The organism is Saccharibacillus sp. CPCC 101409, assembly GCF_030518235.1.
GTDB lineage: Bacteria > Bacillota > Bacilli > Paenibacillales > Paenibacillaceae > Saccharibacillus.
The window spans coordinates 148,749-170,816 of record NZ_JAULSA010000009.1 but is presented as its reverse complement, the minus strand read 5'-3'; the positions used below and the strand labels follow the sequence as shown (position 1 = coordinate 170,816).

Annotated in this window: 14 protein-coding genes; 2 read left to right on the top strand and 12 right to left on the bottom strand. The window is 58.1% G+C overall.

Features of this window, described 5'->3' with window-relative positions:
• Positions 1–306 precede the first annotated feature (306 nt).
• Both QWJ34_RS18715 and QWJ34_RS18710 read right to left on the bottom strand, forming a co-directional pair.
• Positions 307–2,703, bottom strand: coding sequence for an ABC transporter ATP-binding protein/permease (locus QWJ34_RS18715; protein ID WP_302730185.1), 2,397 nt, complete (start codon positions 2,701–2,703; stop codon positions 307–309).
• A gap of 497 nt (positions 2,704–3,200) precedes the next feature.
• Positions 3,201–4,262, bottom strand: a complete 1,062-nt coding sequence (locus tag QWJ34_RS18710; RefSeq protein ID WP_302730184.1) for a GGDEF domain-containing protein — start codon at positions 4,260–4,262, stop codon at positions 3,201–3,203.
• Between the two features lie 227 nt (positions 4,263–4,489).
• On the opposite strand from QWJ34_RS18710, the gene QWJ34_RS18705 reads away from it, so the two are divergent.
• Positions 4,490–5,182, top strand: a complete 693-nt coding sequence (locus tag QWJ34_RS18705; RefSeq protein ID WP_302730182.1) for a hypothetical protein — start codon at positions 4,490–4,492, stop codon at positions 5,180–5,182.
• A 99-nt stretch (positions 5,183–5,281) separates the two neighbouring features.
• On the opposite strand, the gene QWJ34_RS18700 is transcribed toward QWJ34_RS18705, so the two are convergent.
• The 6 genes from QWJ34_RS18700 to QWJ34_RS18675 all read right to left on the bottom strand — a co-directional run bounded on the left by QWJ34_RS18700 (position 5,282) and on the right by QWJ34_RS18675 (position 12,296).
• A complete protein-coding gene (locus tag QWJ34_RS18700; protein WP_302730181.1) occupies positions 5,282–5,578 on the bottom strand; it encodes a DUF6509 family protein in 297 nt (98 codons plus the stop codon).
• Position 5,579: 1 nt separating this feature from the next.
• Positions 5,580–7,511 carry an ATP-dependent DNA helicase gene (locus QWJ34_RS18695; RefSeq protein WP_302730180.1) on the bottom strand — a complete coding sequence of 644 codons (1,932 nt, stop codon included), beginning with the start codon at positions 7,509–7,511 and terminating at the stop codon, positions 5,580–5,582.
• Between the two features lie 270 nt (positions 7,512–7,781).
• The gene (locus tag QWJ34_RS18690; protein WP_302730179.1) at positions 7,782–8,804 is read right to left on the bottom strand and encodes an SGNH/GDSL hydrolase family protein; all 1,023 of its coding nucleotides are present in this window, start codon (positions 8,802–8,804) and stop codon (positions 7,782–7,784) included.
• 43 nt (positions 8,805–8,847) lie between these two features.
• Positions 8,848–10,377 carry an extracellular solute-binding protein gene (locus QWJ34_RS18685; RefSeq protein ID WP_302730177.1) on the bottom strand — a complete coding sequence of 510 codons (1,530 nt, stop codon included), beginning with the start codon at positions 10,375–10,377 and terminating at the stop codon, positions 8,848–8,850.
• Positions 10,378–10,406: 29 nt separating this feature from the next.
• Complete coding sequence (locus QWJ34_RS18680) at positions 10,407–11,318, bottom strand: carbohydrate ABC transporter permease (RefSeq protein WP_302730175.1); 912 nt, start codon at positions 11,316–11,318, stop codon at positions 10,407–10,409.
• A gap of 75 nt (positions 11,319–11,393) precedes the next feature.
• The gene (locus QWJ34_RS18675; protein ID WP_302730256.1) at positions 11,394–12,296 is read right to left on the bottom strand and encodes an ABC transporter permease; all 903 of its coding nucleotides are present in this window, start codon (positions 12,294–12,296) and stop codon (positions 11,394–11,396) included.
• A gap of 286 nt (positions 12,297–12,582) precedes the next feature.
• Between QWJ34_RS18675 and QWJ34_RS18670 the strand changes: the two genes are divergently transcribed.
• On the top strand, positions 12,583–14,838 hold the full coding sequence (locus QWJ34_RS18670; protein ID WP_302730173.1) for a helix-turn-helix transcriptional regulator: 2,256 nt from the start codon (positions 12,583–12,585) through the stop codon (positions 14,836–14,838).
• Between the two features lie 136 nt (positions 14,839–14,974).
• Here QWJ34_RS18670 and QWJ34_RS18665 read toward each other — a convergent pair whose 3' ends face one another.
• From QWJ34_RS18665 to QWJ34_RS18650, 4 genes are all read right to left on the bottom strand, one after another.
• Positions 14,975–16,594 (bottom strand): hypothetical protein, encoded by a 1,620-nt coding sequence (locus QWJ34_RS18665; protein WP_302730172.1) that lies wholly within the window; start codon positions 16,592–16,594, stop codon positions 14,975–14,977.
• 71 nt (positions 16,595–16,665) lie between these two features.
• Complete coding sequence (locus tag QWJ34_RS18660; protein WP_302730170.1) at positions 16,666–17,346, bottom strand: SGNH/GDSL hydrolase family protein; 681 nt, start codon at positions 17,344–17,346, stop codon at positions 16,666–16,668.
• Positions 17,343–20,417: an alpha-mannosidase gene (locus tag QWJ34_RS18655; protein ID WP_302730168.1), complete on the bottom strand. Its 3,075-nt coding sequence runs from the start codon at positions 20,415–20,417 to the stop codon at positions 17,343–17,345. The genes QWJ34_RS18660 and QWJ34_RS18655 overlap by 4 nt, the downstream gene beginning before the upstream one ends.
• Positions 20,418–20,440: 23 nt before the next feature.
• Complete coding sequence (locus tag QWJ34_RS18650; RefSeq protein WP_302730166.1) at positions 20,441–22,063, bottom strand: extracellular solute-binding protein; 1,623 nt, start codon at positions 22,061–22,063, stop codon at positions 20,441–20,443.
• Positions 22,064–22,068 lie beyond the last annotated feature (5 nt).

Below are 22,068 nucleotides of genomic sequence, written 5' to 3'. Positions count from 1 at the left end.
TGTCTATCCGCGCCTGCGGCGCGCAGGCTGATCCATACAATCTCCGGGCCCGGGCGATCAGCGCTTTCTGCGCATTCCCTGGACGAGATTGATGACCTGTTTGGCCGTGGTAATCACCGTGACGATCGTGCCGACCGTTCGAAGCAGCTTCTTCATCGCAATCCCTCCCCGTATAAACAGCGACGCGAAACCGACAACGTATGCGGTTCGCTTTACCGCTTTTTCACCAAACGGTTAGAGAGCGAAACAATCGTCTCCCGCTCCGTAAACGGCAGGCGCGTCCGGCGCATGCCGATGCCGCGCTTATTACTCGCTGCGCAGCGCCGCCACGGGGTCTTTGCGCGAAGCGAATTTGGCGGGGATAAAGCCTCCGAGCATGGTCAGTCCCACGCTGAGCACAACCAGCAGCAGCGCATGCAGCGGATTGAGCACGGCGACCCCGGACAGATCCGTCAGCGATTTGAGCACCATGTTAATCGGAATCGTTAACAGGTAAGCGATCCCGATGCCGAGCAGTCCCGACGCCGCGCCGATGATAAACGTCTCCGCGTTGAACACGCGGGTAATGTCTTTCTTGCGCGCGCCCAGCGCCCGCAGCACGCCGATCTCTTTGGTCCGCTCCAGCACCGAGATATACGTAATGATGCCGATCATAATCAGCGATACGAACAGCGAAATGGAAGCGAACGCGATCAGCACGATCGTGATGCCGTTCATGATTCCGCTGGACAGGCTGGTTACGGTCGCCGCCAGGTCGGTGTACACGATCTTCGCTTCGTCTTCGCGCCCTTCGTTCCAGCGGTCGAGATAAGCAACGATCTTTTCCTTGGCGTTAAAGTCTTTGGGATACAGCGAGATCGAAGCCGGTTCCGCCGAAGCGCCCAACGCCGCCAGCGCCTGCTGCTGCGTCGTGGCGTCGGCGGGATCGGACGCGCCGCCGGATACGCCGCGCATCATCGCGGCCGGGCCGAACGCCGCGCCGCCCAGATCGAGCCCTCCGGCGCGGAACGGCTGTCCGCTGAGCACGTTGGCCGCGGTGTTTTTCTCCTGCGCGAGCACGATCGCCGACGCCTCCGCCCCGTCGATAAAGTCTTCGGCCAGCTCGTCGGAGTAGCCAATGCCCGGGTCCAGCGTGGACATGGGCGAATCGGCTTTTTCCCGCACGATGCCGGAAATGGTCAGCGTCCGGGCGCCGGCCGAATCGTACAAATTGCTCAGATCGGCCGCGCTTCCGTTCAGCGCGAACAATCCGCCGCCCGCCTGTTTGTAAAACTCGTCGTTGCCGATCAGTTTGTATTCGCGCCCGACGATATCGTCGAACGAAATCTCCGGCGCTTCGTAATCGAAACCGAGCGCTTCCAGCACCGAGGTATCGACCCGGTTATATTCGTCCACGACCAGTACCAGATCGTTCGGCGAAGCCGGATAACTTCCGGCCAGCACATCGTACACCTGCTCCAGATAGCTGCCTTCCGTTCCGGTCGGCTTCGACGGATACGCGGTAAAATTCGCTTCGCCGAGATCGACTTCCGTCGCCGCGTTTCCCTGCTTTTTCAATACGTTCATATTCACCTGCCGCGTGTACGACACACCGTCCAGCAGACCGGGCTCGATCCCGTTCAAATACTGCAAATATTCGTCCGTGATCTTGTTGCTGTGCAGCACCATATTGATGCTCGGATCGTGCGGATACACTTCCGTCTGCGACGGAAATTCAGGTAGGCCTTCCGCCGAATCGTCCCGCATCGACGGCGGTCCGGCCGACAGATCGACATTGGCCGCGGTCCGGCTGATCGTCACCGGGAAGTTCGACAGCGCGCCCGATTCGTAGGTGCTGATCTGCTTGTCGAATCCGTTCGAGAGCGAAAGGATCAGCGCGATGCCGATAATGCCGATACTGGAAGCGAACGCGGTCAGCGCCGTTCTCCACTTCTTGGTCAATACGTTGCGGCCCGACAGCTTGAGCGCGGTCAGATAGCTCATCGCCGTTTTTTTCAGCCGGTAATTCGGATTCTCCGCTTCCGTTTCCGGCGGGTTGCTGTCCGAGACAATCTGTCCGTCGCGGAATTCCACGATCCGGCCCGCGTAGCGCTGCGCCAGATCGGGATTGTGCGTGACCATCACGACCAGCTTGTCGCTGGCGATCTCGCGGATCAGCTCCAGGATCTGTTCGCTCGTCGCCGTGTCCAGCGCTCCCGTCGGTTCGTCGGCCAGGATAATATCGGGATCGTTCGCCAGCGCGCGGGCGATCGCGACGCGCTGCATTTGTCCGCCCGAGAGCTGGCCCGGCTTTTTGTGCAGGTGTTCTTTAAGCCCGACCCGCTCCAGCACGGCTTCGGCTTTGCTTCGCCGCGCCGCAGGGCCGATTCCGCTGAGCGTCATGCCCATTTCCACATTGCCGACGATGCTCATGTGCGAGATCAGATTGTAGCTTTGAAAAATAAAACCGACGCTGTTGTTGCGGTACGCATCCCAGTCGCCGTCTTTGAAATCGCGCGTCGAACGCCCGTTGATAATCAGGTCGCCTTCGTCGTACCGGTCGAGTCCCCCGATTACGTTGAGGCAGGTCGTTTTGCCCGAACCGCTCGGTCCCAGTATCGCGACAAATTCATTTTCCCGGAAGGACAGGTCCACGTTATCCAAAGCGGTCTGGGTGAATTCCCCGGTCGTGTACCTTTTCGAAATCGATTTGAGCTGAAGCATCCCGATGCATCATCCTTCCCCGGTCTCCGGCGTTTGCGCCGGGTGTCTCCGTTTCTTCATCCTAGCATGTTCGGCGCCGGGGTTCATCCGTCGTCACTTTTTGGACACGGACTAAGTCGAATAAAAAAAGAGCCGTAAAGGCTCTGGATTGTCGAGAAACGATTGGATGCAAATCTAACTAGATAGGTTCGATTGGAATAAAAGGTCGGGGAAAGGGCTGGAAAACTAAAGCAATCGGCAAGGCGAATCTGAAATAGATACGTATATACCCTTATTCCGGCTTAATTTTGCGTTTTCGAGAAAATAACTGCGCTCATACACTTATTTCGTGCTTTTCCGCTTCGATTCGGCTTTTGGCTCCCGAATAGCTGCACCTGCGTCGCTATTTGAAGAAATCAAAGCATTTCGCCCAAAATAAATGTACCTGTGCCGCTATTTTCCGTTTGGTACCCTACCCGGCTTTCTCGACAGCCCGAGAGCCGTAAAGGCTCTTTTTTTCAGCCCGCCAGCTCCCCGCGGTTGCGCCCCGCTTCTTTGGCGCGGTAGAGGGCGCGGTCGGTTTCTTCGACCAGTTCGTTTTCCGAGAAACGCGGGTACATGCCGATGCCGAGCGAGACGGTGATACGGATCACGCGGCCTTCGGGCAGCACGAAGTCGGTTTCTTCGATCTGCCTGCGCAGTTTCTCGGCCGTCTCGTACGCTTTCTTCGCGTCGCACGGGCGCAGGATGATCGCGAATTCTTCCCCGCCTTTGCGCGAACTGCACCCGATCCTGCGCACGCCTTCCCGCAGGATCTTGCCGAGCTGGATCAGGACCGCGTCGCCCGCCGGATGTCCGTATGTATCGTTCACTTTTTTGAAATGATCGATATCCATCAGCAGCAGCGCGAACGGACTGCCCGAAGCGACGGCCATGCGATACCGGGATTCGAAGCCGCGCGAGTTGTACAGACCCGTCAGGAAATCGTGCTCGATATCCTGTTTGAGCGCCGTGTGCAGTTCGCGCGCGGTACGCAGATAGCGCATCAGCAGATACGTGAAGAGGCAGGCGACGATCTGGACGGCCGCCAGCAGCAGGATGAGCGGAATGCCCGCCGGACCGAGCCGGTAATAGATCAGCCCGATCGCCAGCAGCATGGACGTCAGGGCAGCGGTCGCCCACTGCTTTTCGAACGAAATCCGCAGCAGAAAAGCGGGCGCTACGGCAGCGAACGTCAGCAGGGCCGCAAATGCGCCGATCAGCGCCGAAACGTTCACTTCTCCCGCGATAATCAGGCGTCCCGCCGCAATAATCGAAGAAGTCAGCAGCGCCGGCCACACGCCCCCGAGCGCCGCGGAGACCATGATCGAGAGCTGGCGGAAGTCCAGAAGCATGCCGTTGGGCAGTTCGAACGTAAACATCATCTGAAGCACGCCGAACAAACCCAGCGCGGTTCCGTACAGCGTTTTGAGCAGCGCGGGCCTGATCGTAAACCGGTCCTGAATCATATACCCGAACATGTCCCCGAAAAATAGAAAGGAGGACAGCAGGCAAAAATTTACAAACAGATCGCTAACCATAATTTTACCTCTTCCTCCAGATAATAAATGATTCACTTTCGCAGGTTCTTACTAACTGTATCGGACAAAAAGAATTCATTTTAAAGTCGGTTCCGTGCATTTTTTTGTCGAATACGCGATTAACAGATATCCAAGCGCGGTTAATTCTTAACATTCGGCGGAAAGGGCGTAAGGTCCCGGGCCACGCCGGCAGTTTCCGCGCAGACGATCTATAAGGAGGCCTTACTTTGCCGCAATCGAGCCAGTATCCGCACCTTCTCCGCTATGCGGAGACTTTATGCCGCAGTCAGTTCGGCAAAATCCCTCAGTCGGTAGAGTTGAAGGTCGACAAACGCTGCATCGTTTTTGTGCTTGACGGGCTGATCGCGGAAGGAGACGACCGTCTGCCCGAAGATCCCGACGAGCTGTATACGCATCTTTACATTTTGCTGGACCAGTTTATTTTCCCGCCTCTGCGCCGCAAAGTGGAGAAAGAACTGGGCAAGATCGCTTATACGTTTATCGATTGGAAAAGCGAAAACAACCAGGCGATGATCTCGGCTTTCTTCACGCCCAATGTGTACGAACCCGTAGAAGATATTTATCCGGGCAAAGCGGAGCTGCATCTTCAAATCAGCAGGATCACCGAAGAAGTGCAAAAAGAACCGGCTGCTGTCGAATCGTTCTGGCTGGATGACGATACGGTTATGGTAATCCGCAGGGGGCTGCTGTTCAGTCTTGAGAAGCAGATCGTCAAAAAAGGTTTTAACAGCGCACTTCGGGTATCCAAACGCGAGCTGGAACTGGACCGTTTTTACGAAAATCTCAAGATCTCCGACCTGTTCGGCCGCAAGCTCGACGCCGCTTTTCTGGATTGGGCGTTCGACGACGATATCAGTCTGCTGGCGCTCAAGCTGGAGCAGGCCGGCGAACCGGCCTGAGCCGCAAACGCAAAACCGCCTTCCCTCCTCAGCGGAGTGGAAGACGGTTTTTTTATATTGGGCGCAGTCGGCTCGAATCCCTGCAGCGCCGCGAAAAGTTTACTCTTCTCCGCTCTCCCGATAGTGCGCCGCGCAGAAAGCTTCCGTCTCCTCCAGCTCGTCGTCTTCCAGCTCGAAGTCGAGAATCCGCTGCGTGCCGCGTTCGATGATTTCGTGCTTGACGATTCTTCGTTCCTCGCCGTTCACGGAATAGATCACTCTCAGCAGCAGCCCCTGCGGCGTGTACAGTTCGTCTTCCTCGTCCACTTCGAACTCCAATATGAACTCGTAGCGCTCTCCCTGCACGATGCCGAAGGCGTCGCGAATCTTCTCCACCGTGTATTCCGTAAATTCCATCTCAATTCTCCTTTGCGGCGCCGCGGGGCAGCAGGCTGCCGATCCGCTCGCGCACTTCGTTTTGCCGCAGGGCCTGTCCGAAAATGCTGACGCGGCCGCTGTCCGAACTTGTACGGATCAGCCGGCCGATGCCCTGGCGAAGCCTCAGCAGCATATGCGGCATATCCACTTCATGGAACGGATCGGCCGATTCGCGCCGCTTGGCGGCGAATACCGGATCGTTCGGCGGAAACGGCAGCTCCCAGACGATGACGTGGTTCAGCGAATCGCCGGGCACGTCGAGACCTTCCCACAGCGTCACCGCGCACAGATTGACGAATGTGCCGTTCTGGAACTCCGAGATCAGCCGGCTGATCTCCGCGTCGCCTTCGTACAGCAGACGGTGTTCGGAGAACGCCGGGCCGGCTTCGGCCAGCCCGCGGAACCGCTCCATTTCTTCGCGCGACGGAAACAGCAGCAGCGTGCCGCCTTCGCGGCGGTTCAGCGCGTCGAGCACGTACCGCGTTTTGGCGGCGTCGTCCGTTTCCGTCAGCAGCGAAGATTTCATCCGCTGTTCGTAATCGTACGGCGAAGCGACGGAGAACGACAGATAATCGGTTACCCCGAGGCTGTCCGCGATATAATCGAACGATTCGTCCGCCGACAGCGTGGCCGAAGAGAAGACGATCGGCATTTTCTTGGAGAATACGCGCTCGTTCAGGATTTCTTTGACTTTCTTCGGCATGAGCACGAGCGTCAAGTCTCCCGAATCGTCCTGCGTCCAGCAGATCAGTTCGCCCGGATTGCCAAACAGCGCAAGCGCCGTCTGCATCATCTCCAGATGTTCTTCGACGATGCGCAGCTGGTATTCGTCCAGGCTGAACATGCCGCTCTCGAACACGATCTCTTCTTCGATGGCGTCGATCGCCGAGCGGAACGCGCTTACGCCGGCCATCAGCTCGGCGCTCAGCTCAAGTTCGCTGCGCTCGGACGCCGGAACCGGCGTGCTGAAGCGCGCCAGCAGCTCGAACAGCACATCGCTGCGCTCGATCGATTCCTCGATCGACAGCGCCAGCGTCTCGCGGACTTCGCCTTCGAGCAGCCGTGTGACGATCGACTCGAAAGCCGAATGCTTCAACTTGTAGGTCAGCGCGCTCTGGGCCGCCGTTTCCAGCAGATGGCCTTCGTCGAATACGACCGAACTGTGTTCGGGCAGCAGCGGAAGCTGGCCTTCGCGCTTGCGCGCTTCGAACGTCCACACATGCTCCATGTAGAAGTCGTGCGAGCAGACGATCAGGTCGACGGCTTTGCGGTAATGGTCGCGCGACAGCGTCTGGCCGCAGCGGTGACGGCGCGGGCAGATCAGGCAGTCCTGGAACACGTCCCAGCCTACCCGGCTCCACTGGTCGTCGCGCAGCTCGGGATAGTCTTTGCGGCTGCCGTACGGATAGAACGCTTGAAGCGTATCGGGAAAATGCACGAACGGCGGCAGTTCTTCGTAGATATCCTGAAAAATCTGTTCGTTCTCGCCGGGTCCGCGCACTTCTTCCAGTTTGTTGAGGCACAAATATTGATCCTGCGATTTGCCCAGCCGCACATCGATATTCAGATCGAGGTGCCGGGCGATCTTGGCGATATCGCCTTCCGGCTTGACGAGCTGCTCGATCAGCGATTCGTCCGCGCAGGCGATTACGGCCGGCCTGCGCGTATAGCGGGCGTGCAGCGCGGCGTACAGCAGATAGACCAGCGTTTTGCCCGTGCCGACGCCGGCTTCGGCAAATATCGTTTTCTTTTCCCGGTAGGCACGCTCCAGCTGAAACGCCATAAAGATCTGCTCGTCACGCGTCTCGAAGCCGGCATCCGGCAAAATATCGTAAAAAACGTCCGCGATCCAATCGGACGCCTGGTCCAGAAACGGAGTCTTGGGATCGAAAGTAAACGGGTAAGTGGTCAACGTGAATAAAATCCTCCATTTAGCTTGCGATTTTGGCCGCTTATCTTGTCTCCATCAAAGGAATGGTTAAAACGACAACAATCGGGCCACCCGTCATTATAACCGGAATCGCGCGGCTTGGCGAGAGGGGATTGAGCCGGGCAGGCCGGATCACGAACCGATTTTGGCAAACGGCAAAAAACCGGCGGACGAAGAACACCGTTCCGTCTGCCGGACGCCCTGCGGTCCGCCCGCAGCCGGACGGCCCCTATCTTTTTAAACCCTGCTGTTTCAAAATACGCACTCCGTCGCAATCCGCGGCCGGTTAAGCGTCGGCCAACCCGTTTTCCCCGAGATAAAAGCGGCCAGCTCGGCGCCCATCCGGTAATGCGTCTGATAGCCGGGATGGTAGCCGCCGCCCCACCCTTCCACTTCCGGATGAATCAAGCCCAGGTCGACGACAAACACTTTGGCGTTCCCGCCGCTGTTGAAATGACGTACCGCCTGCTCCACGCCCGGCAGGTAATTGTTGCTCATCGTCCCGACGCAGCAGAAGATATACGGGTCGCCGTACCGCCGCAGAATATCGTCGATAAATCCGATATAAGCGTCCGTATACTCCCCGTCGTCGATCGGCGTGGAGTAATCGTTCTGGCCCAGATTGACGACGATGCCGTCGGGGACGTACCCGGCAAAATCCCAGGGCGTCGTTCCGGCGCCGAGCGTGCCGGCAAAGTGCGCCGGCAGCCCGTTGCGTCCGCCCATCGCGTCCTGCAGCACGCCGATGCCGCAGATCGCCAGCGTATGATACTCCGCGTTCAGCATTCTGGCGCTGATGCCCGCATACGACATATAGCCGTCGTCCAATTCGGGCGCTTCGCGCACCTCGTGCGGATGCCCGATCCCCGCCCCGTCCGTAATGGAATCGCCGAAATATTCCAGTCGGAGCACTTTGGCCGGCGGAGGCGCGAGAAAGCGTCCGCCCTGCGGCAAAGCAAACCCGCGAAACACGATGCCGCCGGTCAATATGCCGGTCCGCTTATGGATCTCCAGCGTATGCTCGCCGCCGGACAGTCCCTGTTCGATCACGTATTCGTGCGTTCCCTGTTTGATATTGATCCAATTCCGGGCCACCCCGTCCAGCACGATCTCCACATAATCCAGGCCGTCCGATCCCTCGGCCGTCATGCGGATTTCCCCGCCGCTAAAGCCCAGAAACACCGCGCTGTTCACCCAGGCGCATCTCGGAGCTTCCGCTTCCGTCCGATCGAACCGGCCCATCAGCCTCGCATGTTCGGCAAAACGAAATTCCACTCTTTTTTCCTCCTTTGCCTTCCGCTTCCGCGTTCGTTTTCGCTTACGCTTTTTTGGCTAAAAATTCGTCGACCTGCCGCTGGAACTCGGTTTGGATTTTTTTGAGAATATCCGCTCCTTCCGCTTTGAACCTGGTCAAATAGTCGTCCGGGTCGAGCGCGCCGTTGAACAATCCGTTGTAATACTTCGCCTGGATCGTCGAGAACTGCGCCACTTCGTTCTTCACCGGCGTCGGATCGAATGTAAAGCCGGTCATGACGTCTTTTGTAAAATTGTCGTCCTGCGTAATGAACTGGTTGTATTTCAGCGTTTCTTCGTCCGATCCCGCCCATTCGCGCTCCAGCACCGGGTTTTGTATCAGCTGGAACGAAACGATTCCGCTGTCGTTGTTCAGCGTCTCGTATTTGTGCTCGCCGGAAGCTTTCCAGTTTACCCCTTCGATTCCGTGCTCCAGCAGATCGTAGTTCTCCTGCCGGTTGGCCCAATCGAGGAACATCATCGCCCGGTCTTTGTGCTTGCTCGTTTTGACGATGCAAATAAAGTTGTCCATTTTGAAGTTGGAAATATTGCTGCCGGGCGTCAGGTCGAACAGCCGGACCGGCTCCAGTTCGCCGCCGGAAGCGACCTGCTTCAACTGGTCGTTGAACGAATCGGGCACGGCAAACGCCATTTGCGGAGTCGCCGCGACTTTGTTTTGCAGCTGCATTTCCGCCGGTCCGCTTTTATTGGTCAGCACGTCCTGCGACATGACTTTGTCTTCGAACAGCTTGCGCGTATCGGCAATGGCGGACAAGATGGCGGGTTCCTCGGTTTCGAAAAAGTTGTACACTTTGCCGTCGTTGCCTTTGTAATAGAGCATCAGGCTCGCGCCGGAGAAATTCGTCGGACGGATATTGACGCTCGTATCGTCGCGGATCAGCCAGTTGACCCAGCTGTACGTTACGTCGTCGGCGCCGGCCAGCAGCGGCGTGATGCCCGAGCCGCCGTCGCGCACGGCGTACAGATAATTTTTCAGGTCTGCGTAAGTCTTCACGGGCGCAAGCTTGAGCTGCTCTCTCAGGTCTTTGCGAATAAACACGGACCGCTGCTGGGTATAGGCGCTGCCGAGCGGAACGCCGTAGATTTTGCCGTTGATTTTATTGGCGTCCCACATCTGATCAGGTCTTGTTTTCTGCACATTCGGACCGTACTGCCCGATCAATTCGCTCAGGTCTTCGTAGTAACCCTGGGACGCCATCGCATCCAGATGCAGCCAAGGCGCGTCGAAGACCAGATCGACATTTTCTCCCGAAGCCAGCATAACGTTCGTTTTCTGGTTCAGATCCGCGAAGTCGAGCATCGTGAACTTGACCTGCGTGTTCATTTCCGTTTTCAGCCGTTTGTTGACTTCCGCCAGCACTTCGTCGAAATTCGCGCCTTTGTTGCCCGGGACGACGATCTCCAGCGTAACCGGCTCAAGTCCCGTTCCGCCGGGATCGGCGGCCGGAGAAGAGTCTCCTCCCGAGCATCCCGCCGCCGCAACCGCCAGCGCAAGCACCGCCGGTACGATCCACATCGTTTTCCATTTGGCCATCTGCCGTTTCCCCCTCCGCTTGATCGCGTTCAGCCTTTGACCGACCCCAGGGTCAGTCCTTTGACGAAGTATTTCTGTACCATCGGATATACGAAAATAATCGGCCCGATCGTCAAGCATACGGTGGCGAGCTTGACGCCTTCCGCCGGCGGCAGCGTCAGCACATTGCCGTGGTTGAGCGAGCTGAGCTGCATCTGCGACATCAGCTGCCGCAGCAGCAGCTGGAGCGGATACTTGTCGCTGTTGTCGATAAACAGCAGCGACAGCCACCAGTCGTTCCAGTACTGAAGCGCATAGAACAAACTGATCGTCGCGATGACCGGCGTCGAGATCGGCCGGATAATCCGGAAGAATATGCTCCACTCTCCCGCTCCGTCGATCTTGGCCGATTCGTTCAGCTCGTAAGGCAGCGAACGATAGAACGAGACCAGAATAAAAGCAAAAAACGGATTCATCACATAAGGCAGCACAAGCGCCCACAAACTGTCTTTCAGATGCAGCCACTGCACCACCAGCAGGTAGAATCCGACCAGCCCGGAACCGAATACCATCGGAACATAGGTCATAAAGGAAAGAATTCCTCCGTACCGGTTCTTCGGATGGGCCAGCACATAAGCGAACAGCATGGTTACCAGCACGCCGAGCAGGGTTCCGATCGCCGTAACCGCGATCGTGATCCCGTAGCTGGTAAACAGTTGTTTGCCCTGCAGCAAAAAGCGGTACGATCCCAGGGTAAACTCGTTCGGCCAGAGCGCATAGCCGTTCAGCGCCAGGCTTTTGGTGCTGGCGAACGAGTTGACGACGATCAGCCAGAACGGAAACAGGCAGAGCAGCGCGAACACAATCAGGAACAATCCCATCGCGCCCGTCGCCAGTCTCTCGGGCAGCCGACTATTCCGCCGGCTCTGTTCCGACCGGTCCAGCGCAGCCGTTCGATTCATATCGGGCACACTTCCTTTCTTTTCATGCTATCCGCGATCCCGCGCTCCGCGCGGTCTTCTTCACGGCCCGCCGGTTCAGAACAAGCGCGAGTCTTTGTCGATCCGGCGAATCAGCGCATTGAACGATACCACGGCGATCAGGCCCATCACGGACTGATAGAATACGATCGCCGACGACATGCTGAAATCGCCGAGCTGACGCAGCGCCCGATAGGAGTAGGTATCGATAACGTCTGTCGTCGGAAACAGTATCCCGTTGTCGCCTATAATGCCGTAGATCATGCCGAAATCGCCGTAGAAGATCCGCCCCACGCCCAGCAGCACGAGAATAATAAGCTGGGGTCTGAGCAGCGGCAGCGTGATGTAGCGCATCTGCTGAAACCGCGTCGCTCCGTCCAGGCGAGCGCTCTCATAATAATCCGTCGAGATTCCCGCGATCGCGGCGAGCAGAATAATGGAGAAATAGCCCGCGCTTTTCCACATTCGCGTCAGGGTCAGAATAATCGGCCACACCCAGGGGGTCTGATACCAGTCCACCGCTTGAAGACCGGCCATGTCCAACACCCGGTTAATCAGCCCGTCCGTGTTGTTGAACAGAATAAACGTCATATATCCGACGACGATCCAGGAAATAAAGTAGGGCAGGAATACGACGGATTGAACGGTGCGCTTAAACCATTTGAGCCGGATTTCGTTCAGGAACAGCGCGATCAGCAGGGCGAATACCAGCTCGAACACAATAAACAGCGCATTCAAATACAGCGTATTGACCGTTACCTGAATCCAATCGCGATTGGAGAAAAAAAAGCGGAAGTTGTCGAGTCCCGTCCATTCGCTGCCCCATATCCCCCTGCTGATCTGAAAATTTTTGAACGCCAGCAGATGTCCCGCGAGCGGGATATAGGAGAAAACGGCGAGAAAAACAAGCCCCGGGATCGCCATCGAATACAGACCGCGATTTCGTATAAGTTCCTTCATCACTCTCAATTTTCGTCCTCCTCTCGTTCGAGCGGCTCGATTCGTCCGATACGGCCGTGTCCGGGCTTCTTTATTATGACCGGAAAATAAGCGGCCGAGAAAGTCCTGATTGCGCCACTCGGAGTGCTGAACCGGCGTTTTGCAAGGAAAGTCCGCCCAAGTATTCCGTCCTGATTCGCACATTGTCAAAATGAGGACTTCCCGCGGGCTCCCCGAAATGCTTTAGTATAAGAAGCGTTCGAACAATAAGCGCGACGATAAACCAGCATGAGGGGTCAGGATTGTGATGATGATCAAGCATTTTTTACGCAAGACCTACATTCGCACGTTTCTGCTGCTGACCGGCGTTCTGATCTGCTGCGTCCTGCCTTTCGTTTATTTCATCTCCGCCGAATTCGCAAAATACACGCTGGTCGAGGTGCGCGGCAATTCGCAAAACGAAGTGGACAATCTGTCCGCCAAAGCCGAGATCATTCTCGGCAATCTGAAAGCCTACGGACTCAGCATGTATGCCGATCAGAATATCCAGAACTGGTTCTTCAATACGCAAAAAGATCCGTTGGTCGATCATGCCGCGCTGGCCGCCCAGTCGAACTTCCTGTCGACGGAGCCGCTGATCCAGCGTTCCTACCTGATTAATTTGAAGCAGGGACTGGTCGTCGATTCCAAAGCGGGCATCGTCGATTTCGACGCTTTCGCCGACCGCGCGATGCTGAAGCGGGTGCAGGCGTTCAACCATCGGTACCTGCACTTTTTCCGGCATGCGCTGAACGGTTCGGAGAGTCTGGCGCTCGTGCTGCCCGCCACGCCGGAGAAGGCGTCCGACTTCTACCTGGTGCTCCTGATCGACAAGCCGCTGCTGTCCAGCCTGCTGCTGGGCGATTCGGTTCCCGAAGAGCGCGATATCCGCATCCTGGACGAGAACGGGCAGGCGCTGCTGGGCGAAGCCGATGCCGAGCTGAGCAAGCGTTTATACGAAGCGGGATTGGAAAGGCAGGGCCGCGGGTTCGAAGTCCGGCTTCCGCAGCAGCGCTGGTTCGTCAATACGGCCGGCATGGCGGCGGAGAACTGGACGATTTACTACTCGACGGAATACCGCACCCTGACCCGCAGCATCCTTTTGCTTCAACAAAAAATGATAGCGTATACAATCCTGCTGCTCGGCATCCTGTCCGTTTTATTTTTCTTGAGTTCGCGGCATTCCCTGCGTTCGATTACTTTTCTGTCGGAAAAGCTCAAAGGCAAAGTCGGCGCCGGCAGTCCGGTCTCCGATCTCAAACCGGATATCCAGTGGATCAACGACGGCATCGAAACGCTGCTGGACAATGTGGAGCAGCTGCACGCTTCCGCCAGGAACCAGTCCGAACTGGTTCGCATGGAGTTTCTCGCCCGGTGGGTGCTGCACGGGACGCCGGATTCCAAAAGCCGCGACTATATCCGCTCCCGGACAAGACTGGCTTCGTGCGACACGCTGTTCCTGGCCGTGCTGCGGCTCGAAGCGTATCCCGTATTCTGCGAACGCTACGATTTCCCGTCGCGCAAGCTGATCAAATACGCCATCCGCAATATCAGCGAAGAAGTGATCGGCGCCGGCCCTTACGCGGTGGAAGGTCTGGACATGGGCGGAGACCACCTGATCCTGCTGATCGGCGGCGGCCGGTCCGGCGAGCTTCAGCTTCGGCGGCTGCTGGAAGAAGTCCTCGGCCAGACGATGCGCATTCTGAATATCGAGTTGACCGCCGCGGTCAGCGGAGCCTACGATCCCGGCGCCAATATCCGCAGCGTATACGACCATATCTACGAACTGACGATGCTGCGCTTCCTGAACGGGGAACGGCAAATTTTTCTGGAAAACGATTATGAAGAGTTTATGGCCGATTATCCCGCCGCGTCCGAAGCGCTGGATACGGTCGATATCATTCAAGCGATCCGGGGCGGACGAATCGAAGCGGCTCTCGCCCTGCTGCGCCGGCAGATGGAACATATCCACGGGATGCCTTATCGCGACTGCAAGCTGTACCTGACTTATTTTACCTACGATCTGCTCAAAAGCTTCAACAAGTCCAGCGCGCTGCACGAGATCGGCGGCATCCGCCAGCAGCTCGACCGCTACCGCACGCTGTCCGAATACCAAACCTGGCTGGAAGAAGTCGTATCGACACTGGCGTCCGAGACGGACGTGCCGGGATCGCTGAGCCGCAAAGAAGAACTGGTGCTGGAGATCCGGGAGTACGCGGACAGCCATCTGCAGGACGCGCAGCTGTCGATCGAACAGATCGCCGACAATTTCTCGTTCTCCGTCAGTTATATCCGCCAGCTGTTCAAAGAAATCATGAACGTCTCGCTGTCCGAATACATCCTGCGCGAACGGATCGAACGGGTAAAGGAAAGGCTGGTCTCGAGCCGCTTATCGGTGCTGGAAATCGCCGATCAGTGCGGATTCCTGTCCAAAGGACATTTCTTCGCCACATTCAAGAAATTCACGAACCTGACGCCCAAGCAGTACCGGGAAATGCACGGCGACCGCGAGATTTCCGGTTGAAAATGCTTTAGGGCGCGTCGATCCGCGCCCCGTTTGCGAGGTGTGCAAAAAACCTTCGCGCTCCGCTTGAAACGCGGCCGCGAAGGTTCTTCGGCTTGCAGGACTTGCAGGACCTGGGCCCAGAGCAGGAAACGGTTTATTGCCCGGAGTTTCCCGGCGCCGCCGTCAGTTCCAGATCGGGATTGTCCAGTTCCAGCTTGTACATGACCTGATTGTAATTGTAGCGCGGCGTCGGCACATGGTCGGTAAACGTATTGGTATACGTACCCTCGAAATAGATCACCCGGCCGTCGTCTTTATTGAAAAATTCATGCTGCGCCACATTGTAGAACGTGTAGTTGTCGTGCGTCGCGATCTTCTTCGCGGTCGTCCACGGTCCCTGCGGGGCGTCCGCTTCCGCGTACCAGATCTCCCCGAGCACCGATGTCGTGCCCTGGATCTGCTGTCCGATCATCGTGTAGCGCTGCCGGTAGTCGTTCCACTCGATATCGCTGGTGGCGATCCGGACTTCCGCGCCGGTATCGGCGTCTTTCAATTGGAAATACCGCGCGTCGCCGCTGCCGATTACGCCGAGCCCGATCAGTTCTTTCTCCTGCTCCTGGGTAAGCGGCGGCGTGTTCTTTTTCCAGCCCCAGACAAGACTGCCGGAAGCGTCCCGTTCCAGCGACGTCTGCGCGCCGTTATACGTCGTGCCCGGCGTCAGCGGCGTAAACGCTTCGTACTGCGTATAATCGATAATAGCGTCGTAATCCGCCGCTACGCGCAAATTCGGCATATGGTGTTCGGTGAACAGCCAGTACCCCTGTCCGCCTTCTTCGTAGTAGGTCGCCTGCCCGCCCGGATGGCGCCAGTCGTTCTTGTCCGGGAACTGGACGACCTGCTCGAATTCTTCGGTCTGGTCGTTGAACGCCAGAATGCCGAACGCGCTGAGATCCGGATTATGCGTGCTGTAACCGGCGAGCAGCCGTTCCTGTCCACTGTCGTCTTCGGCCGTCATCAGCCCGAATACCCAGGCGATATTGGCACCGTCGGGCAGCGCCGGCACCAAACTTTTGACAAAGCCGTCGGGCTGCGTAAAGTAGTCCAGGTCCACGCCGACGTCCGGGTCCAGACCGCCGTTCGCCGGCAGTTCGGACGTCGCGCCGCTCACCCGGAAGTTGCCCAGCGGATACGCCGGCCGGTCGGTGTCGCCCCAGAACCAGTACAGCTTGCCGTTGTACGGAATGGTCTGTACGGAATCCTGGCCCATCACCAGACCGTTGATCAGCGGCTCCTGAATCGGCGTGTTCAACCCGAGCAGCACGCTGTCGCGGTAAATGCCCTGCCCGGTGATCCGGTACAGCCGCTCGGCGATATTGACCCGGTTCATCGTCAGCGTTACGCTGCCGCCCGGCACGGTATCGACCGCCTGGCCGCGGTTGCCGAACATATCGGCGTCGACCTGGTAGCCGTCGCTGGACAGATGGAAGAACACGCTGCGGTTCATCAAGCCGGGCTCGTCGAACGCGACGACGCCCGCGCTGTCCGTGTAATAGATGATATTGTTGGTCGTTCTGAGCTGCACCAGCGGAATGCCCCGCCCCGTCTCGGCGTCCGTGATTTTGATCTGGAAAGGGGCCTGCGCCTGAATGTAGCTGCCGGTCTTCTGCATCTGGCTTCCTCCTGTCGCCTCGGCCGACGCGGCGCCCGGCGCGATCATCGCCATCAGCAGCACGCCGCTCCACAATCCGGCTTTTTTCCACAGACTTTTGTTCATCTTCTCAACCTCCCGATCTGTTATGGTTTGAATCCGCTTGCAGCAGGCGAGACGGCGGCTTCCGGCCCGGGTCAGGAACGGACCTGCGCCCCGACCTGCAGCCGCGACCAATCGAAGTCGAGCGCTCCGAGCAGGGCGCGCGCCAGCACCAGGTGGCCGGTCAGGTTCGGGTGCACCCGGTCCGACGCGATTTCCGTCGGATGGCTGTGCGCAAGCGGCTCCGCAAAAGCCGCCTGCGTATCGACGAATATCGCGCCGGCGCGCTCCGCGACCCTCCGGGCGGCGGCGCCGTATTCGTCCATCCGGCTGCGCATGCGATCCTGCGCATTCGGCTCCAGATAGAACGGCGTCAGGATCACCAGCCCTTTCAGCCCGGGCAGCGCCGAGCGCACCAGCTCCTCCAGCGTCTGCTCGTATTCGTCAAGATTCACATGCGAATCCGTGACGGCCGGCTGGTCGAACTGCCGCCAGACGTCGTTGATCCCGATCATGACCGTCAGCCAATCGGGCTTCAGATCCAGCACGTCGGTCCGCCACCTTGCCTGGAGATCGCGCACCGTGTTGCCGCCGATGCCCATATTGGTTACGCGGACCGGCCGCTCCGGATAAGCCGTTTGCAGCAGTCCTTCCACCAGGGCGGCATACCCTTTGCCGGTGCCCTGGAACAATCCTTCCCCATAAGGAAATCTGCGTTCGCAGTCCGTGATCGAATCGCCGATCAGGACCAGACGCTGTCCTTTTTCCAGCTTCATGCTTGCGCGCTCCCTTCCATGCGAATTCGGATCGTCTTTACTTCGAACGGACGGAAAGAAAGCTTCAGCCCGCCGTCTTCGAGCGGCAGTTCGCCGGCCGTTTCTTCCAGCATATTCGTCTCGAAAGCGGACGCGGCGGGCAATCCGAGCGATACCCGGCAGACCGACGAAGATCCTTTGCTTTCGTACAAACGCACAATCCAGTCGCCCGACCGGTCTTCGGCCAGCTTGACCGTTTCGGCGATGACAGGCGCCTGGTCGAGGCTCAGCAGCGACCGCTCTTCCCCGCCGCTTCCGATCGCCGCGCCGAGCGGATAATTCAGCTCGTACGCTTCGCGCACAACAGAACTGTCCAGGAGCGATCCGTTCCAGAACGTAAAGCCGTAAGTAAACCAGTGCGTGCCCCGATCGGACGTTTCGTCCGGCCAGGTCGGCGCGCGCAGCAGCGTCAGGCTCATCGTATGGCCGTCGACGGAAATGCCGTATTTGCAGTCGTTCAGCAGAGCGAAGCCCCGGTTTGCCTCGGCCAGCGCCGACCATTTGTGCTGAACGACTTCGTAGCGGTCCGCGTCGTGCGGACGCGAAGCGTGATTCGGCCGTTTGACGTGGCCGAACTGGATTTCGTGCAGCGCTTCGTGCGCGTGCGCGGCAACCGGGAAATCGACTTTGAGCAGCTTGTTGCGCTCGCGCCAGTGGATGGTCGTATGGAACTCGACCCGGCGGCTGCCGGCGCGCAGGCGGATATCCTGGATCAGCGTCGATTCGTTCAGACTGCGCTCCACGCGAATATTGGCAAACAGCGGTCCGTTCGCGGTCACGGTGATTTCCGCGCTTTCATCGAGGTCGATCGGCGCCAGGCGATAGCGCCGGTCGATCTCCCAGGCGTCGAAGTCCGAATTCTGGTCGCGGTACATCCGCATAACGTTGCAGCGGTCCGCCGCCCATTCCTCGCCGGTTGCTTTGTCGAGGATGCTTGTCAGTTCGCCCCGCTCGCCGACTTCGATCGCCATATATTCGTTCTCGATGCGCGAGGATGTCGCGGATACCGCCGCAGCGTCCGCAGGCCGCGCCGGAAGACCGGCTTCGACTGCACGGGCTCCGGCCCGTTCGGCTCCATAGCTCGACCAGCCTACGGACGGCGCTTCCGCGGCGGCGTAGTCGACGCCTTCATGCCGCTGCACAACCAGCGGTTTCCCGCTTCCGTCCACAAGACCCGCCGCGCCTTCGGGCAGCGCCACCAGTTCTTGTCTCGGCCACGACAACGAATTGAACACGGTTATCCGATTGCCTTGTTCGCCGGCAATCACCCCCCTTATATCCGAAGCCTGCGCTTCGATCTGCCCGTTCAGCTCCGTCAGCGCAGCCCTCGCTTCTTCGTGCACGCGATGGATGGAAGAACCCGGCAGAATATCGTGGAACTGATGCAGAAGCAGCACTTTCCACAGCCGGTCCAGCTCCGCGTAAGGATAAGCCCGGCCGCAAAGCCGCTGCGCCGCCGCGCTCCACAGCTCCGTTTCGCGCAGGCCGATCTCCGCTTTGCGGTTCAGCTTCTTGATCGCGGCCTGCGTCGTATACGTGCCCCGGTGAGCGGGATAATACAGTTCGCCGACGTAACGGGCATCCGGGACGCCCCGCGCGACCTGGTCTTCGTAGTATTCGATCGGCGACGTCTGTTTGGTGCGCGGCACGCCTTCGAGATCGCCGAGCCGGCGCAGGAATTCGAGATCGTCGCGGTTCGAACCCCCTCCGCCGTCGCCGTGCCCGAACTGCGTCAGGCGGGTGGAGATGCCTTCCGTCTGGACGCGGTCGTTCCACTGGCCGATCAGGAACGACGGATTGATCCGGATCGGATAATAATCGCCGTAATTCAGCAGATGCGACAGCACCCGGGAGCCGTCGATCCCTTCCCACATAAACGTATTGTGCGGGAACGGATCGGCGACGTTGTCGTAGGTGCCGAACATTTTGACGGAACCGAAATATCGGATTCCGCAGCCCTGCATAATCTGCGGCAGATTGCCGGAATAACCGAATACGTCGGGCAGCCACAGCATCTCGCTGTCCACGCCGAACTCTTCTTTGAAAAATCGTTTGCCGTGCAGCGTCTGGCGGATCAGGCTTTCCCCGCCCGGCAGATTGGTGTCCGGCTCGACCCACATGGCGCCTTCGAGCACAAGCTGTCCTCTTGCCGCCGCCGCTTTGACCCGCTCGTACAGCTCCGGGTACAGATCTTTGACCACCTGGAACAAGTACGGCTGGCTCTGGGTATAACGGTACTCCGGGTATTCTTCCATCAGCGCCAGCTGGTTGGACAGGGTCCGCGCGATCTTGCGCCTGGTTTCTTCAAGCGGCCACAACCAGGCGACGTCCAGATGGGACTGGCCCATCAGGTACAGCGTGGGCGCGGTCGAGCCGTTCACGCATTCCAGCAGCGGACGCATCAGCTCGCGGCCCCGCTTGAGATTGTCGCCAAGCGTCTGCCCGCGCAGCGTAAGATCGATCGCCGCGAACACCCGGGTCAGCCCGCTGTCGATCTCCGCCGTGCGCAGCGAACGCGGATCGAGGTGATTGCGCAGATCGAGCAGGCATTCCAGATCGATAAAGAACTGATAGACGTCTTCTTCGAAAATGCAGAGCTTCGATTCGCCCAGTACGGGCTTCCGTCCCGTATGACCGGCATACGCTTCGGCGACGATCTCGTAACTCCTGCCGCTTTCCGCCGAGCGGCTCAGCGTGATGTAGGCGTGGTTGAGGTCCATCGCGCCGGCCGCGGCCCCGTCCACGTATACGGTCGCTTCCGCGCCGAAATCCAGCACGGCCGCGAGCCGTCTGCCGTTCGCTTCCCGCGGAACGGTCACGGAAGACTTGAACCAGCCGTACTCCCAGTCTTCTCCCCAGCGTTCGCCGGGACGGATCGGCTCGAACGTTTGTCCGTCCAACCGGTCGACAAGCAGCTGCCCGCTCGCCGTAAAACCGGACCATTCGACCGGCAGCACCGGCGTCAGAATCAGCGAATCCTTTTTCTGCAGCAGCTTCTCGGCATGAAATAAAATCTCTTTTTTGACGTTCAAGGCTTCGCTCACATCCTATGGGATTATTGAGCCGCCCGCTTGGCGGCATCGTTGTAGATTTTCAGCGCTTCGTCGATATCGCCCATTTTGCGGACTTTGTCGGTAAAAGCCTGCCAGTTGTCGAAACTTTCTTTGCCCGCGACGAATTTGGCCTGTTCTTCTTTCACGAACGTTTGCACCGGGTTCATGATCTCCGAGATGCGCTGGCTTTCCGCTCCCGTCAATTGAATGGAAGGCTCGTCCAGCCACGAAGGTACATAGTCGTTTTTGGGCATCGGCAGACCGGTGATAAACGACGATTTCTCGATCGGGACTTCTTCGTATTTGCCGTCGAAGTACGTATAGTCGGTCGCCGCAAAGTCCACGAACGCTCTGGAGTCGTTGACCATTTGCAGGCCCGGATTATAGTTGCGGCTGGCTCTCATGCCGTATTTGTCGCCTTCGATCCACGGATCTTTGGCTTCTTTCAGCGAATCGACGAACGTCGGAACCCCGTCCGCGCCGACGGTATACGTCGTGCCTTCGATGCCCCAGGTAATCAGCCGGATCATCTCGTCGGAATACTGGTAATCGATAAATTTGATCATCTCTTCGGGATTTCTCGCTTTGGAGCTTATCGCGTACACGCCCCAGCCCAGATCCGGCGTATTGGCGTTGACGACTTCCTGCCACGCTTTGCCGTACTTCGGATTGTCGGGATAAAGCGATACCGCGAAGATCTTGCCGTCGTCGGACGTGCGCGTGTATTCGCCCAGCGTCGTAAACCAGTGCGCCAGCCATATAAAATTGTCGCCGTTCAGCGCTTTTCGTTTCAGCGTGTCTTCGGTATCGATCGTATATTCCGGGTCCAGCAGCTTCTCCGCGTACAGCTTGTTGGCGAATTGAAGCGCGTCTTTGTACCCCTCGCTCAGCACGCCGTATTCGTATTCGCTGCCGTTCCAGAAGATCTCGTCCCGGATATGGCTGGCGGAGAACAACGATCTCAGACTGTTCCAGTTGGTCGCCACCGGATATTTATCCGGGTACAGCGCCTTGAGCTGCTTGGCCGCTTCGTACACCTCGTCGAGCGTTTCGGGAATCTTGATCTTGTTTTCTTTGAACACGTCGTAGCGGTAAGCGGATACATTCTGGATCAGCATGCCGCGGTCTTCGGGGAATCTCGGCGTGGACGTTTCGTGGAACGTATACATCTTGCCGTCGGCGTCCGTGACGCGCGTCATCCCGTTCTTGACCTGGCTGAGATATTTCATATAGTTCGGCATCAGGTCTTCGTACTGGGTCAGTTCGAGCAGCTGCCCCTGCTGGGCCATCTCGCTTGTATCGTAGAACAGCGGCGTTACGAAAAAGTCCGTCAAGTCGTCGCTCGCGATCATCAGCTTGACCTTCTCGTCGTACTCGGAAGACGGAATGTAGTTATACTTGATTTCCACTTTTTTGCCCATGTGCTCTTCCATCTTTTTCAGCCATTCCTTGCCGACCATACTGTTCGGATTGTCCACGCCGCTGCTGGGCAGCGTAACCGAGAAACGGATCGTGTCGTCGTCGCTCGCCGCCGAATCGGTGGAGCTTTTCGACGAGCAGCCCGAGAATACCAGCAGCAGGGACAGCGCAAGCAGCAGTATCTTGACCGGTTTGTATTGGTACATCCTTA